Raw genomic sequence first — 14890 nt, forward strand, 5'->3', positions numbered from 1 at the left:
CTGTGTAAAAAGCCGGATCCTTCCGGCTTTTTACGTTTATTACACCTTGCCGGGCGCCAGCGAATCGCGTAAAACTGTCTGCCGCTCTTAGGCCACGAAACTGAATTCAACTATGTTCCAGGATAATCCGCTGCTTGCGCAGCTTAAAGAGAAGCTCCACGCCCAGACACCGCGTGTGGAAGGGGTGGTAAAAGGCACCGAGAAAGGTTTCGGTTTCTTAGAAGTAGACGCGCAGAAAAGCTACTTTATTCCGCCGCCGCAGATGAAAAAAGTGATGGCCGGCGACCGCGTCATCGCTGCGGTACAAACCGATAAAGATCGTGAAATTGCCGAACCGGAAACGCTGGTTGAGCCGTTCCTGACGCGCTTTGTTGGCCGGGTGCAGAAAAAAGATGACCGCCTTTCTATTGTTCCCGATCATCCTCTGATTAAAGATGCCATTCCCTGCCGCCCGGTACGCAGCCTGCAACATGACTTTCAGGCCGGTGACTGGGCCGTGGCGGAAATGCGCCGCCATCCGCTGAAAGGCGACCGTGGCTTTTATGCTGAACTCACTGAATTTATTACCACCGGCGACGACCATCTGGCGCCGTGGTGGGTGACACTGTCACGCCATAATCTTGAGCGTGAAGCCCCGGCAGAAACGTTCAGCGACATGCTGGATGAAAAGCTGGAGCGTGAAGATTTAACTGCGCTGAATTTCGTGACGATTGACAGCGCCAGCACCGAAGATATGGATGATGCGTTGTATGTTGAAGAGCTGGCGGATAATGCGCTGCGCCTGACCATCGCCATCGCCGATCCCACTGCTTATGTGCCTGCTGGCAGCAAGCTGGATGCTATCGCCGCCGAGCGCGCTTTTACTAACTATCTGCCGGGCTTCAATATCCCGATGCTGCCGCGCGAGCTCTCTGATAATGTCTGCTCGCTGCGCCCGAATGAGCGTCGTCCGGCGCTGGCCTGCCGCGTTACCGTTGGTCAGGACGGCTCGCTCTCTGACATCGTATTCTTTGCCGCCTGGGTCGAATCTAAAGCCAAGCTGGTGTATGACGAGGTCTCTGACTGGCTGGAAAACAAAGGCGAATGGCAGCCAGGCAACGAAGCGATCGCTCAGCAGATTCGTTTACTGCATCGTGTTTGCCTCTCCCGTGTAGAATGGCGTCAGCAACATGCGCTGGTGTTTAAAGATCGGCCGGATTACCGCTTCCTGCTGGGCGAGAAAGGCGAAGTGCTGGACATTATTGCCGAGCCGCGCCGTATCGCTAACCGCATTGTTGAAGAGGCGATGATCGCCGCCAATATCTGTGCGGCCATGGTGCTGCGCGATAAGCTTGGCTTCGGCATCTATAACGTGCATCTGGGCTTTGATGTCACGAATGCCGAGCAGGCCGCTGCCGTACTGGCTAATCACGGCGTGACCGCTGATGCCGCTGCAATGGCGACGCTGGAAGGATTTATTCAGCTGCGGCGCGAGCTGGATGCGCAGCCGACTCAGTTCCTTGATAGTCGTATCCGTCGTTTCCAGTCCTTTGCTGAAATCAGCACCGAGCCAGGCCCACACTTTGGTCTTGGCCTGGAAGCGTATGCCACCTGGACCTCCCCGATTCGTAAGTATGGCGATATGGTTAACCATCGTCTGCTAAAAGCGATCGTGCGTGGTGAAAGCGCGTCACGCCCGAATGATGACGTGACGCTGAAAATGGGCGAGCGTCGTCGTTTGAATCGTATGGCGGAACGCGACGTGGGCGACTGGCTGTATGCCCGCTTCCTGAACAAAGCGGCCGGTACCGATACCCGCTTCAGCGCAGAAATCATTGATGTTTCTCGTGGCGGTATGCGCGTACGCCTGCTGGATAACGGTGCAGTGGCCTTTATCCCGGCACCTTTTATCCATGCGGTGCGTGATGAACTGGTGTGCAGCCAGGAAAACGGCACGGTACAGATCAAAGGCGAAGTGATCTATCGCGTTACCAATGTGATTGAAGTCACCATTGCTGAAGTTCGCATGGAAACACGTAATATCGTGGCGCGTCCTGCTGCCTGATAGTGCCATTAACGGGGCGGTATCACGCCGCCCCGTTTTATTAACTGCCTCTGATATTAATAATCTGTCCGCTTGTCTTTCACAACTAAAACGCCTGCCGCCTCACACTTCTCTTAAATTTTCCTTTCTCTAACAAAACTTTAAATTATTTTTACCTTGCTTACCCATTTTCCTTCCCTCTGGATTCAGCAAGGAGTTAGTCATGAGAAACGTCAAAACCGGTTTGATCTGGTTAGCCGTGGCGTTGATTGGCGCATTTGCCTTCGCCATGCTGGCGATTAACCGTGGCGAGCCGGTTAACGCCGTCTGGCTGGTGGTGGCAGCCGTCGCCTGCTACAGCATTGCCTATCGCTTTTACAGCCTGTTTATCGCCAGGAATATCTTTGAACTTAACGATAGCCGCATCACGCCCGCCGAACGCTACAACGACGGTCTCGACTATGTGCCCACCAATAAATGGGTGCTGTTCGGTCACCACTTTGCTGCTATCGCCGGCGCTGGCCCGTTGGTTGGCCCGATCCTGGCGGCGCAAATGGGTTTCCTGCCCGGCACCATCTGGATCCTGGTGGGCGTGATGCTGGCGGGCGCGGTGCAGGATTTCCTGGTGCTATTTATCTCTACGCGACGCGATGGTCGTTCGCTGGGTGAGATGGCACGTCAGGAACTGGGTGCGTTTGCCGGCGTGATTACCATGCTCGGCGCGCTGGGCGTGATGATTATTATCCTGTCGGCGCTGGCGCTGGTGGTGGTAAAAGCGCTGGCTGACAGCCCGTGGGGCCTGTTTACCATCGCCGCGACCATTCCTATCGCCCTGCTGATGGGGATCTGGATGCGCTTTCTGCGCCCTGGCAAAATCGCCGAAGTGTCGCTTATCGGTTTTGTACTGATGATGGCAGCGATTATTTACGGGGGCGATATTGCGCAACATCCTTACTGGGGCCCCTTCTTTACCCTGAAAGGCACCACGCTAACCTGGGTGCTGGTGGGCTATGGTTTTATCGCCTCGGTGCTGCCGGTGTGGCTGCTGCTGGCTCCGCGTGACTATCTCTCAACCTTCCTGAAAATTGGCGTTATTGTCGGCCTGGCCGTGGGAATTTTATTCGCCATGCCTGAAATGAAAATGCCGGCTATTTCGCGCTTTATTGACGGCAGCGGCCCGGTGTTCTCCGGCGCGTTGTTTCCTTTCCTGTTTATTACTATCGCCTGTGGCGCAATTTCCGGCTTCCATGCGCTGGTCTCCAGCGGTACTACGCCGAAGCTGGTCGAGCGTGAAAGTCATATCCGCTTTATCGGCTACGGCGCGATGCTGATGGAATCATTCGTGGCGATCATGGCGCTGATCTGCGCCTCGGTGATTGATCCGGGTGTCTATTTCGCGATGAACTCTCCGGCGGCGCTGATCGGTACCACGGTAGAGAGTGCCTCGCAGGTCATTAACGGTTGGGGGTTTGTGGTAACGCCAGAAATGCTGACCGCCATCGCCCGTGACGTAGGCGAGACTTCGGTGCTGTCGCGGGCTGGCGGCGCGCCAACCTTTGCTGTCGGCATGGCACATATTATTACCGAGGTCTTTAACAGTCGCGCAATGATGGCGTTCTGGTATCACTTCGCCATTCTGTTCGAAGCGCTGTTTATCCTTACTGCGGTAGATGCCGGGACGCGCGCCTGTCGCTTTATGGTACAGGACCTGGCGGGTACGCTGATCCCGGGCTTAGCCAATAACCGCTCCTGGCTGGGCAATATGGCGGGCACCACGGTCGCGGTCGCGGGCTGGGGCTTTTTTGTGTATCAGGGTGTGGTGGATCCGTTAGGCGGTATCAACACCCTGTGGCCGCTGTTTGGCATCGGCAACCAGATGCTGGCCTCAATGGCGCTGATCCTCGGCACCGTGGTGCTGTTTAAAATGAAAAAGCAGCGCTATGCCTGGGTAACAATTTTGCCGACCATCTGGTTATTTATCACCTCAATGACGGCGGGCTGGCAGAAAATTTTTCATGAAAAACCTGCTATCGGCTTTCTTGCACAGGCGAAAAAATTCAGTACGGCTATTGATAACGGCACCGTTATCGCCCCGGCAAAAAGCGTTGCGGATATGCAAACCATTGTGCTCAGCAATCAGATCAACGCCGCCCTGTGCGCTTTCTTTATGCTGGTCGCGGTAACCATGCTGATTTCCGCCTTTTTCGTGATCCGCCGCGCGTTGAAAAGCGAGCGTCCTACCACGCATGAAACTGAGCCGATGCTGCGTAAGGAGGTTCGTCATGTCTGAATTGCTTCGCGCTGCCCCCGCGCGACGTCAAATGGCGAAAATTCAACGCTGCCGTCCGCTGGCTTCCTCAGATACACCGCCGCCTCAGGGTTGGCGGCTGTTCTGGCTGCGGCTGTCGCAAAGTTTTCGTCTGATGGTTGGCGTGCAGGATTATCAGAATTATTTGCGCCATATGCGACAGCGGCATCCTGCCGCCGTGCCGATGACGGAAAAAGAGTTTCATCGGTATTGTCTGGAGGCGCGTTTCCCGGCAAAAGGTGGAAAAATGGGAAAATGTCCTTGTTAAACTGTCAGCAGCTATTACGGCTTCCCGTTGACTGATAGTATCAACATACAAAGCAAACGTTCAGGCGCCCATACCCGGGCGCCTGTTTAACGATCATTCGCGGAAGATGTTAATTTTTACGGAAAAAAGTCGCTTTTGGCATGCATAATGCTTATGTATTCAGTCATAAAGTATTACTAAACTTATGATAGTCACGCGATCTGCTTAACAGGATGGTTTGTATGCTTGAAGATCAGGGTCAAACATTACTCTATACGTTGTTTGGCACCCGCAGCCCTTACTGGCAGCTTACCTCCGACAGTGATGCCCTAAAACTTTCCCGGGAAGAACTGGCGGAAACGAGCCTGGCTGTTCCGCTTACGGCGTCTCAGGCGCAGCTGCTGCGCGCCATGACGGTAGTGACAACCAGCGTAAACATGGTAGTAAATTTGCGTGGCGAAGAATTGCCGATGCATTTTGTCGGACGCAAAGTCAATCAGGGAGAATGGGCTGGCACCGCATCGGCATGGGGCGATACCTCCTCCGTGGCGCGTGATTTGACCCAGGGGCTTTCTTTTGCCGAGCAGGTAGTCTCAGAAGCCAACTCGGTAATTGTCATCCTTGATCAAAACGGCAATATTCAGCGCTTTAACCGCCTCAGTGAAGAATACACCGGCCTGAAAGAGCAGGAAGTCATTGGCCGTAATGTCTTTCAGTTGTTTATGACTCGCCAGGAGGCGGTGGCCTCTCGCCGCAATATTACTGGCTTTTTCCGCGACGGCAGCTCTTATGAAGTAGAGCGCTGGGTGAAAACACGTAAGGGCCAGCGCCTGTTTCTGTTTCGCAATAAATTTGTTCACAGCGGCAGCGGTAAAAACGAAATATTCCTGATCTGTTCCGGCACCGATATCACCGAAGAACGTCGGGCGCAGGAGCGTTTGCGTATCCTGGCGAACACCGATACCGTTACCGGCCTGCCTAATCGTAACGCCATCCATCAACGCATCAGCGAAGTGCTGGAAAAACGCGAACAGCAGCAGATTGGCGTGGTTTATCTGGACCTGGATAATTTTAAAAAGGTTAATGACGCCTACGGCCATATGTTTGGCGATCAGCTGCTACAGGCGGTAGCGCTGGCGGTGCTCACCTGCCTGGAGCCACAGCAAACGCTGGGGCGTCTCGGCGGCGATGAGTTTATTGTGCTGGCAGAAAACAGCTCCCAGACCGCGCTGGAAGCGATGGCGTTACGCATTCTTACGCGCCTGCGTCAGCCTTTCCGCATCGGCCTGATCGAAGTGTATACCAGCTGTTCGCTGGGCATCGCGCTTTCGCCGCAGCATGGTGAAGATCGCGAAAGCCTGATACGCAATGCCGATACGGCGATGTATCACGCCAAAGAGAGCGGACGCGGGCAGGCATGCGTTTTTTCCGCTGAGATGAATCAGCGCGTCTTTGAATATGTCTGGCTGGATACCAATCTGCGTAAGGCGCTGGAGCAGCAGCAGCTGATTGTTCACTATCAGCCCAAAATCAGTGCAGGTAATGCGGTAACGAGCGCCGAAGCGCTGGTGCGCTGGCTTTCACCAGAGCGCGGCCTGATTCCGCCCAATGAGTTTATTTCTTATGCCGAGGAGTCTGGCCTGATTGTGCCACTTGGCCGTTGGGTGATGCTGACGGTGCTACAGCAAATTGTGACCTGGCGTCGTCAGGGGATTTATCTGCGCGTGGCGGTCAACGTCTCCGCGCGTCAGCTGATCGACCAGAGCATTTACAACGACCTGAAACAGGCTCTGCAGCTTAACGGCATGAACTCCAGCCCGATCGATATTGAGCTGACGGAAAGCTGTCTGATTGAAAATGAACAGCAGACGCTGGCCCTGATGCATAAGTTCCGCGAGCTGGGCGCAGAGGTGCATCTGGACGATTTCGGCACCGGTTATTCATCACTGTCTCAGCTGGCGCGCGTGCCAATCGATGCCATTAAACTGGATCAAAGCTTTGTTCGTGATGTTCATAAACAGCCCATTGCCCAATCACTGGTGCGGGCGATCGTTGCCGTGGCTAAGGCGCTGAATCTGCGCGTAATCGCAGAAGGCATTGAAAATCAGCAGGAAGAAGAGTTTCTGTTGAATAACGAAGTGGAAGAACGTCAGGGCTACTATTATGCGAAGCCAATGCCCGCAGATAAACTGGAGCATTGGCTTGCTCAGCGTCCTGCCAAGCCCTGAATCCTGTTAGCTTACTTTACGCAGCTGCGAACTGAGGCGGTTTTGCAGCTGAACCAGGCGCTCCATATAAGCCAGATCTTTTTCCTCAATGGTAAAGGCATAATCCACCCAATCCTCTGTGATATCCATCAGCTCGCCGCGTGAGAGCTGAAGCACGCGCTGACGCGCTTTGAGCATTGCTTTGACGCCGTTGAGTTTGGGCCGCAGCGTATCGATAAAGGTACGCGTAGCTCGATAGCCCTCCCCCTGCTGAAACAGGCGATCAACCAGACCGCGCGTTTCAAACCACTCGGCAGTATGACTCTCGCCTTCACAAATCAGCTCCTCAGCCAGTTTCATACCGGCGCGGCGCGCCACCAGTGAATAGCCGCCCATGCCGGGAAACAGGTTAAAAGCAATTTCCGGGAAGCCCATACGCGCATTATTTTGCGCCAGCAAAAAGTGATGGGCTAACGCCGCCTCGAAACCGCCGCCCAGAGCGCTGCCTTCAACCATGGCGATAGTCACCGCACCGACATCGAATCCCTGCGCTGCGGCATGAATGCAATCCACACAGGCGCGCGCATAAGCACGCAGCGCCTCGCGTCTGTTATTTTTTATGCACTCCACAAAAAACTGCAGGTCGCCGCCAGCGTTAAACATCGCCGGAACCAGCGACCCTGTTACCCAAAAATCAATGGGTAAACCAGAGCGCTGAGCGGCATAACGGAGATTCATGATCTCTTCAATAAGCGCATGATTAAAGGAAGGCCGCGGTTCCGCACGTAGCATCATCCACATCGTGCGCCGCTCTTCTTCATACCAGGCATCCAGCTGAGTGGTCTGTCCAGATTCAGTAAACAGTCGGCAGGTAGGTTGGTTTAGTAATGACATAGTCTCATCCTCGGTATAGTTGATGCGTTAAACGCAACACCAGCCTAATGCAGAGTGAGACAACACTGAATGAGCGACTGATTTTTAAGATAAAATACAAAAAAACCCCGCCGTGGCGGGGTTGATTTTTAGCCAATAAATTACTTAACTGCTGCGCGCTGGCCTGCGACTGCGCGATGCCGTTTTATCTGTTTTGAATAAATTGCAGTAATGATTGGCACTAACAGAGAGGTCACAATAACCGAGGTGGCGACCAGCGCCGTCGCTGCGGGCGCTACCGGTTTAAACTGCGGCACCATCTCAGCAATCAATACCGGCGTGGCTACTGCCGCGCCTGCCGAACTGGAGGCAGCCACCCCGGCCGTACCGTCTCCGCCGCCGATCAGACGATCGGCAATAATCAATGGGATGCCGGTAACGATAATAACCGCGACGCCCAGCATGATGCCCAGCAGGCCGGTCTGCGCGATAACCGCCAGATTGATGGTGTTGCCCAGTGCAAAGGCAAAGAAAGGAATCAGCGTCTGTACCGCCTTGCCGAAAAATTCACGCAGCTCAGGATCCAGGTTCCCTAAGGTAAAACCAACCAGGAATGGCAGCACCGCACCGACAAAAACATGTGGCTCAAACGAGGCGATCCCGGCGGTGCCTAAAATCACCATCGTCATTAACGGGCCCGATTCCAGTGACATCAGTACGAAGGCGCCCGCCTCTTCTTTAGTACCATACTGCTGCATTAAAGAAGCGTAGAGACCGCCGTTGGTCATATCCATTGCTGCTACCAGTGCCAGCGTTGACAATCCGGCCAGCATTCCCACTTCAAATCCATTTTCTGGTATCAGGCGGGAGGCGATAGCCGCCACAACCCAGGCCACAGCAATTTTTGTTACCACCAGCGTGCCCGACTTACGCAGTACGGTGCCGGTAGCGCTTAATTTTATTGATGCGCCCATACAGAAGAACCAGACGGCCAGAATCGGCACGGTTCCGCTCATCAATCCATTAGTAAACGATCCAAAGTACTTACCTGAATCAGGCGCAAATGTATGGCAAAGCGCCCCTAAGAACAGGGGCACCAGCATCATCCCGCCCGGTATTTTATCGATAGCTCTTTTGATATGCATGTTGCGTTCCACCCTTGTTGAGCAAGATGTCAGAACCATCCTGCAACGCCCATCGGGGCAATGGATAGCAACATACCGTGATTATTCAGCGGAAAAAGTGATCCTCTCGATATTTTTGAAACTACGTTTCAATTTTATAGAAAGCTTATTTTGCATTTGCGTGAGGCATCAACCTTTTTGCCCGTAATAGGCATTGGCGCCATGCTTGCGCAGCCAGTGTTTATCCAGCAAAGCCTGCTGCATTGCCGGTAAGTCTGGGGTAAGTTGTTGACTGAACAATGCCATGTAGGCCACTTCCTCCAGCACCACCGCACTGTGAACCGCATCTTTGGCACTTTTGCCCCAGGCGAAAGGCCCGTGGGAATGTACCAGCGCAGCAGGAACGGCCAGTGGGGCGATATCCCGCTCACGCAGCGTTTCGATAATCACCTGTCCAGTTTCCCATTCGTAGCGGTGCGCAATTTCTTCATCGGTCATCATACGCGTACAGGGAATCGGGCCATAAAAGTCGTCGGCGTGCGTGGTGCCCCAGGCAGGGATATCGCGTCCAGCCTGCGCCCAGATGGTGGCGTGACGCGAGTGCGTATGCACGATGCCGCCAACATCTGGCCAGGCCAGGTAGAGTGCCCGATGTGTATCGGTATCGGATGAGGGACGCTTATCGCCTTCGACAACTTCTCCGGTTTTCAGCGCCACAACCACCATATCGTCGCGCTTCATGGCGTCGTAACTCACGCCGGAGGGTTTGATAACCAGCAAACCGCGCTCGCGATCGATAGCACTGACGTTGCCCCAGGTAAAGGTCACCAGATTGTGTTCAGGCAGCGCCAGATTGGCTTCAAGTACCTGCTCTTTGAGTTCTTCCAGCATAATCTTTCCATCCACCCTTTTGTAAATGCACTATTGTTATTGGGCTGGCGTGGTAAAGGTATGGAAGCGCTGGCTGATTAGATAGCGCGATCTGGCTGATAAGCTGGTTTTGTGTCGTGAATTAGGAGTTTTTAACCTGTTGTAACTTTTGGTAGTGCCTATAATTAATTAAGGCAATTGAACCCTGGGTGATTATTAGCACCCTTATTTTTAATAAGTACAATTGCTGTTCCTGACGTAAACAGACGATCGGAAATCAACCAGATTCTGCCGCAACAACGGCAAAACAGGGAAGTGTTCCGATCTAAAATAAACGGTCAGCGAACCTGAGACGCGGAGCAACCCGACTATACTTAAAAGGGTTCCTCTGTGAGCAACAATTAAGGAGAAGTAATTATGACTAACAATGCAAAACGCATTTCCGCTACCGTGCTGGCTGTTGTCGTTGCCCTGTCTTTAACCGGCTGCAGCAACTGGTCTAAACGCGACCGTAACACAGCAATCGGTGCTGGCGCTGGCGCTATTGGCGGCTCGGTTCTGACTAACGGCAGTGGCCTGGGTACTATCGGCGGCGCAGCTGTCGGCGGGATTATTGGTCACCAGATCGACTAAACTTTAATATAATTATAATTCAAGGCTACGCAGCGCATCTACCCATACGACAAGGCCGTTCATTGAACGGCCTTGTTTTTTTCATCCGCCAGCCAGTTTCACCTTGAATCCTTTCGCTTCCAGCAGGCTTTTTAATTCATCGCGTTTGTCGCCCTGAATCTCAATAAAGCCCTCTTTCGCTGCTCCGCCGCAGCCGCACTTTTTCTTTAGCTCAGCCGCCAGCTTATTAAGCCCGGCATCATCCAGATCCAGTCCGGTGATAATGCACACCCCTTTGCCTTTACGTCCGCTGGTTTGGCGCTGAATACGGACAATACCGTCGCCTTTAGGGCGTGGGGCTTTGATTTCCGGCTGAGTAATGCGGCCGCTGTCAGTGGAATAAACCAGCGGATTATCTTTACTCATGCTCCCTCCTGCAGTGAAGTCAGAATAGCCTGTAGCGTGGCTGCCGGATCGGCTGACTGAGTGATCGGGCGTCCAATAACCATATAGTCAACGCCCGCCTGCTGTGCCTGAAGCGGCGTCATAATACGACGTTGATCGCCCGCCTCGCTGCCGGCAGGACGTATGCCTGGCGTAACCAGTTTAAACGCCTGGCCGAACTGCTGCTTAAAGACAGCGGCCTCATGTGCCGAACAGACCACGCCATCCAGCCCGCACTGTTGCGTCAGACGCGCCAGGCGTGCGGCATATTCTGCCGGCGTTGCCGTGATGCCCAGATCCTGCAGATCGGCGGCTTCCATACTGGTCAGCACCGTTACCGCAATCAGCAGAGGCGCATCCTTACCAAAAGCGGTCAATGCTTCACGGGCGGCCTTCATCATACGCGCCCCGCCGCTGGCGTGTACGTTAACCATCCACACCCCCAGATCGGCAGCGGCGGCCACCGCATGCGCAACGGTATTGGGAATATCATGGAATTTCAGATCGAGGAAAACCTCAAAACCACGCTGATGCAAATCACGGACAAACTGAGGTCCGAAAAGCGTGAACATCTCTTTGCCCACTTTTAAACGGCAGCTGGCAGGATCGATACCATCCACGAAGGCCAGCGCACGGTTACGGTCAGCGTAATCAAGCGCGACCAGAACAGGCGAGTCATTACGGTTTTGAGGTTGAGACATGTCTATTCCTTCAACAATGGGGCACCGCACGGCGCAGGAGAAAACGGCAAGCATTCTACCTGCCACTGGCGGCGGAAAACAGCTTTAAGCTGCAGCAAACAGGGCCAGAATCGACCTGCCAGGCAAATTATCCGCGCTGCAAAGGGAGTCTGCTGCTATTGAGTTTTAAGTATGTTGTAACTAATGACAGCGCGATAACCCGCTGTAAAAGAGGTTACCGCAATGGTAGTTTGATTATTGGCCATCCAGCCCGCGTATGGGTTTAACCGTTGACCAGGCACGACAAGAAGGACAATGCCAGTAGAGCGCGTGCGCCGTAAAGCCACATTTTTGACAGCGATAGCGTGGCTTGGTACGGATCTGCTCGCCTACCATATCACGCAGCACCATCAGGCTCTCTTTGGCTCGGCCATCTTCCGCCTCATGCAGATGGAAATCCATCAGGCGATGGAAAACGCGCATGGTAGGATGCCGCTGTAGCTGTCGGTTGATATAAACCTGCGCCACATCCGCGCCCTCTTCGCGCTCCAGAATATCTGCCAGATGAAGTTCGGCCAGCGCGCCGGTGTTTTCTTCCACACAGCGGCGCAGATAATCAGCCCAGACGTGCGGCTGCCCCAACTGTTGATAACAGCTCTCCAGCATATCAAGCGTTTCGCTGACCAGCTCTTTATCCTGCTCAATCACGCGTTGCAGATGACCCGCGGCTCGGGCGTAATCACCCTTCGCCATAAAAATACGTCCCATCATGATGGAAACGCGCGCGCTCTGACGGTCGGCCGCCTCTCCTTTTTTCAGCAGGCTAAGCGCCCGGTCAAGGTCGTCGCTGCCCATCGCCAGCAAAGCCAGCTCGCAGTAGAAGTGCGCAATTTCTATCTGATGATGACTTTTACCGAGCTTAACCAGCCTTTCAGCAACGTCTATCGCTTTTTGCCATTCGCTGGTGGCCTGATAGATAACCAGCAGCTGCTGGAGCGCGCTGAGACGAAAATCGGTTTCGTCAGTGAGCTGTTCGAACATCTCTTCAGCCCGGTCATACAGCCCTGCCGCCATATAGTCGCGGCCCAGCTGCTGTACCGCCAGCAGACGTTGTTCGTAGCTCAGGGAGGCACTCTCCATCAGGGATTGATGGATGCGTATCGCACGATCCACTTCACCGCGCGAGCGGAAAAGATTGCCCAGCGTCAGGTGCGCTTCCACCGTGCCGCTGTCCTCTTTCAGCATATCGAGGAAAAGATCGACCGCTTTATCCTGCTGGTTTGACAGCAGAAAGTTTACGCCGGTCACATAATCGCGTGACAGACGATTCGCCTCTTGCTGCTTATCCTGCTGCGCACTTCTGCGCCCCATGTACCAGCCATAGGCAGCGGCCACGGGCAGTAACAGAAACAGCAGTTCCAACATCGGGAGTTATTCCTTGACGACAGGCGGATGTGACGGAGTCACGTTGTCGGTCTGAACGGTTTGCTGCTGCAGACGCTTGAGTTTACGCTGTGCATTAGCCAGTGACACGCGCACTCGCAGCCAGAAAAGACCACAGATTGCCCAGCCCAGTACAAACCCTGCGCCGAACAGCGAGGCCAGTAAAGTAGAGATACGGTACTCGCCCTGCGCAATCAAAAAGTTAAATGAGACAACCTGGTCATTATGCGCGCCAAGCGTCACAGAGATGATGAATATCACCAGAACCAGTAAAAAGATCAGTAAATATTTCACATTTCGTCCTGTAATTCGGTGTAAGCCAAAGGATTATGCCAAAAATGTCATAAGGATGCTTGCTGAGATAGTGGCTTTACTCGTTATCTCAGCAAAAATCTGTTTTCTCACTTAGGTTATGGGGCCGAAAAGGCGCATTGCAATCATGATTCTTTATCCTGTTCGCGCTGGGCAATCTCCTGATGCTCATCAGGCGGAATGGTCAACGGGCCACACAGGCGCTGCGCCAGCCAGCAAGCCAGCGTCACCAGCAGCCAGCTAATCCAGGTAGCGACCAGCAGATCGCGCGGCCAGTGCATTCCCAACAGCACCCGACTTCCCATAACGGCAACGGCCCAAATCATCAGGATTGTCACGGTTTTTCGGTGGCGGCGCGGCCAAAGTAGCCCCACGCCCAGCAGTGCCCAGCTGGCAGCAAACATGGTATGCCCCGACGGAAAGGCAAAGCCTGTTTCAAATGCCCAGTGACGCTTCAGCCACTGTGGAATATGGTTATCATTCGCCACTAAACGCGTCACTATCTGGCCGCGCGCCTGCCGATCCAGCTGATAAAACTCATCGCCGGGAATGCCATGCGTTTTTTCCAGCCATACCACATAGGGACGTGGCTCCTGCACCCGCGCCTTGATAAAAGATTTGGTATATTGCCCGGCGAGAATCGCGGCGATCATAATCACCAGCAGAAACAGCGCGGGTTTTAAACGAAAGCGCAGACACCATAAAAACCAGGCGCACAGGATTGCGCTGGTGAGGATCCCCCATGGCCGCGTCACGGTTTCCGTCATCCAGAACAGCAAACGTAAACCCAATCCGCTGGCGCCTGGCTGCCACTGCCAGTGGGAAAGCCACATCAACAGCGGCATTATCGACAGTAACAGAGCGCCAAAGGCGGTGCGTTTTGCTATTTCCAGCATGCTGCTTCCTTGTCATTAATAAGTATTCAAGCGAATAGCTTTTAATAATAGCTTACAAATGAACAACATAACCATGAATACTTAGATAATCGTGCGTTATCACATTAATCGTCGTGACGTATTACCCGTACGCAGACGGGTTATGGCAAAATAGACGCCATGTTTTCGGTCAGCCTGACCAACAGGCGCTACCTTGATGATAGCGCAACCTAATATGGTTCTGGAGAGTCACATGCAGCTTAAACGGGTGGCAGAAGCTAAACTGCCCACGCCCTGGGGCGATTTCCTCATGGTGGGATTCGAAGAATTGGCTACCGGCCACGACCACGTCGCGCTGGTATTTGGTGATGTTAATAACAATGAAGCCGTACTGGCGCGTGTGCATTCTGAATGCCTGACCGGCGATGCGCTGTTCAGCCTGCGCTGCGACTGTGGTTTCCAGCTGGAAGCTGCCCTGAACGCCATTGCTGAAGAAGGCCGTGGCGTTCTGCTTTATCATCGTCAGGAAGGCCGTAATATTGGCCTGTTGAATAAGATCCGCGCTTATGCGCTGCAGGATAAAGGCTACGATACCGTTGAAGCGAATCACCAGCTGGGATTTGCCGCCGATGAGCGTGATTTTACCCTGTGTGCCGATATGTTTAAGCTACTGGGCGTTGATGAAGTGCGGTTATTAACCAACAATCCACGCAAAGTGGAGATTCTGAGCGAAGCCGGGATCAATATCGTTGAGCGGGTACCGCTGATTGTGGGGCGTAACCCCAAGAATGCGCACTATCTGGACACTAAAGCAGAGAAAATGGGCCATCTGCTGCCCAAATCCTGATAAGTCTGCCGGGCATTCCGTCGCA

General features: G+C 53.7%; 14 protein-coding genes. 6 read left to right on the forward strand and 8 right to left on the reverse strand.

Features of this window, described 5'->3' with window-relative positions; genetic code table 11:
• Positions 1-112: 112 nt before the first annotated feature.
• From ACQE3Y_RS11870 to pdeR, 4 genes are all read left to right on the forward strand, one after another.
• Complete coding sequence (locus ACQE3Y_RS11870) at positions 113-2044, forward strand: exoribonuclease II (protein ID WP_426981748.1); 1932 nt, start codon at positions 113-115, stop codon at positions 2042-2044.
• Between the two features lie 202 nt (positions 2045-2246).
• Positions 2247-4313, forward strand: coding sequence for a carbon starvation CstA family protein (locus ACQE3Y_RS11875; RefSeq protein WP_426981749.1), 2067 nt, complete (start codon positions 2247-2249; stop codon positions 4311-4313).
• Positions 4306-4599 carry a YbdD/YjiX family protein gene (locus tag ACQE3Y_RS11880; RefSeq protein WP_426972453.1) on the forward strand — a complete coding sequence of 98 codons (294 nt, stop codon included), beginning with the start codon at positions 4306-4308 and terminating at the stop codon, positions 4597-4599. The genes ACQE3Y_RS11875 and ACQE3Y_RS11880 overlap by 8 nt, the downstream gene beginning before the upstream one ends.
• A gap of 221 nt (positions 4600-4820) precedes the next feature.
• Positions 4821-6806: a cyclic di-GMP phosphodiesterase gene (gene pdeR / locus ACQE3Y_RS11885; RefSeq protein ID WP_250650040.1), complete on the forward strand. Its 1986-nt coding sequence runs from the start codon at positions 4821-4823 to the stop codon at positions 6804-6806.
• A gap of 6 nt (positions 6807-6812) precedes the next feature.
• Here pdeR and ACQE3Y_RS11890 read toward each other — a convergent pair whose 3' ends face one another.
• The 3 genes from ACQE3Y_RS11890 to araD all read right to left on the reverse strand — a co-directional run bounded on the left by ACQE3Y_RS11890 (position 6813) and on the right by araD (position 9673).
• Entirely contained in the window at positions 6813-7679 is an 867-nt protein-coding gene (locus tag ACQE3Y_RS11890) for a crotonase/enoyl-CoA hydratase family protein (RefSeq protein ID WP_426981750.1), read from the reverse strand.
• Between the two features lie 140 nt (positions 7680-7819).
• A complete protein-coding gene (gene kdgT, locus ACQE3Y_RS11895) occupies positions 7820-8803 on the reverse strand; it encodes a 2-keto-3-deoxygluconate transporter (RefSeq protein ID WP_426981751.1) in 984 nt (327 codons plus the stop codon).
• Positions 8804-8971: 168 nt separating this feature from the next.
• Positions 8972-9673, reverse strand: coding sequence for an L-ribulose-5-phosphate 4-epimerase (araD, locus tag ACQE3Y_RS11900; RefSeq protein WP_426972448.1), 702 nt, complete (start codon positions 9671-9673; stop codon positions 8972-8974).
• Positions 9674-10069: 396 nt separating this feature from the next.
• On the opposite strand from araD, the gene osmB reads away from it, so the two are divergent.
• Positions 10070-10285, forward strand: coding sequence for an osmotically-inducible lipoprotein OsmB (gene osmB / locus ACQE3Y_RS11905; protein WP_103058444.1), 216 nt, complete (start codon positions 10070-10072; stop codon positions 10283-10285).
• Between the two features lie 81 nt (positions 10286-10366).
• Here osmB and yciH read toward each other — a convergent pair whose 3' ends face one another.
• From yciH to pgpB, 5 genes are all read right to left on the reverse strand, one after another.
• A complete protein-coding gene (gene yciH, locus ACQE3Y_RS11910) occupies positions 10367-10690 on the reverse strand; it encodes a stress response translation initiation inhibitor YciH (RefSeq protein ID WP_426981752.1) in 324 nt (107 codons plus the stop codon).
• Positions 10687-11409, reverse strand: a complete 723-nt coding sequence (pyrF, locus tag ACQE3Y_RS11915; RefSeq protein WP_426972446.1) for an orotidine-5'-phosphate decarboxylase — start codon at positions 11407-11409, stop codon at positions 10687-10689. The genes yciH and pyrF overlap by 4 nt, the downstream gene beginning before the upstream one ends.
• A gap of 234 nt (positions 11410-11643) precedes the next feature.
• Positions 11644-12813 (reverse strand): lipopolysaccharide assembly protein LapB, encoded by a 1170-nt coding sequence (gene lapB / locus ACQE3Y_RS11920; RefSeq protein ID WP_426972444.1) that lies wholly within the window; start codon positions 12811-12813, stop codon positions 11644-11646.
• Positions 12814-12819: 6 nt separating this feature from the next.
• Positions 12820-13125, reverse strand: coding sequence for a LapA family protein (locus tag ACQE3Y_RS11925; protein WP_085071610.1), 306 nt, complete (start codon positions 13123-13125; stop codon positions 12820-12822).
• 143 nt (positions 13126-13268) lie between these two features.
• Positions 13269-14039 (reverse strand): phosphatidylglycerophosphatase B, encoded by a 771-nt coding sequence (gene pgpB, locus ACQE3Y_RS11930; RefSeq protein WP_426972442.1) that lies wholly within the window; start codon positions 14037-14039, stop codon positions 13269-13271.
• A 232-nt stretch (positions 14040-14271) separates the two neighbouring features.
• Between pgpB and ribA the strand changes: the two genes are divergently transcribed.
• Entirely contained in the window at positions 14272-14865 is a 594-nt protein-coding gene (gene ribA, locus ACQE3Y_RS11935; RefSeq protein ID WP_426972441.1) for a GTP cyclohydrolase II, read from the forward strand.
• Positions 14866-14890 lie beyond the last annotated feature (25 nt).

The sequence above is a fragment of the Pantoea sp. FN0305 genome, assembly GCF_050113845.1.
Classification (GTDB): domain Bacteria; phylum Pseudomonadota; class Gammaproteobacteria; order Enterobacterales; family Enterobacteriaceae; genus Mixta; species Mixta alhagi.

Bases quoted from the DNA above. Each gene is read 5' to 3' on its own strand.
- ACQE3Y_RS11870 (WP_426981748.1), top strand. From the start codon at position 113: ATGTTCCAGGATAATCCGCTGCTTGCGCAGCTTAAAGAGAAGCTCCAC.
- ACQE3Y_RS11875 (WP_426981749.1), top strand. From the start codon at position 2,247: ATGAGAAACGTCAAAACCGGTTTGATCTGGTTAGCCGTGGCGTTGATT.
- ACQE3Y_RS11880 (WP_426972453.1), top strand. From the start codon at position 4,306: ATGTCTGAATTGCTTCGCGCTGCCCCCGCGCGACGTCAAATGGCGAAA.
- pdeR (WP_250650040.1), top strand. From the start codon at position 4,821: ATGCTTGAAGATCAGGGTCAAACATTACTCTATACGTTGTTTGGCACC.
- ACQE3Y_RS11890 (WP_426981750.1), bottom strand. From the start codon at position 7,679: ATGTCATTACTAAACCAACCTACCTGCCGACTGTTTACTGAATCTGGA.
- kdgT (WP_426981751.1), bottom strand. From the start codon at position 8,803: ATGCATATCAAAAGAGCTATCGATAAAATACCGGGCGGGATGATGCTG.
- araD (WP_426972448.1), bottom strand. From the start codon at position 9,673: ATGCTGGAAGAACTCAAAGAGCAGGTACTTGAAGCCAATCTGGCGCTG.
- osmB (WP_103058444.1), top strand. From the start codon at position 10,070: ATGACTAACAATGCAAAACGCATTTCCGCTACCGTGCTGGCTGTTGTC.
- yciH (WP_426981752.1), bottom strand. From the start codon at position 10,690: ATGAGTAAAGATAATCCGCTGGTTTATTCCACTGACAGCGGCCGCATT.
- pyrF (WP_426972446.1), bottom strand. From the start codon at position 11,409: ATGTCTCAACCTCAAAACCGTAATGACTCGCCTGTTCTGGTCGCGCTT.
- lapB (WP_426972444.1), bottom strand. From the start codon at position 12,813: ATGTTGGAACTGCTGTTTCTGTTACTGCCCGTGGCCGCTGCCTATGGC.
- pgpB (WP_426972442.1), bottom strand. From the start codon at position 14,039: ATGCTGGAAATAGCAAAACGCACCGCCTTTGGCGCTCTGTTACTGTCG.
- ribA (WP_426972441.1), top strand. From the start codon at position 14,272: ATGCAGCTTAAACGGGTGGCAGAAGCTAAACTGCCCACGCCCTGGGGC.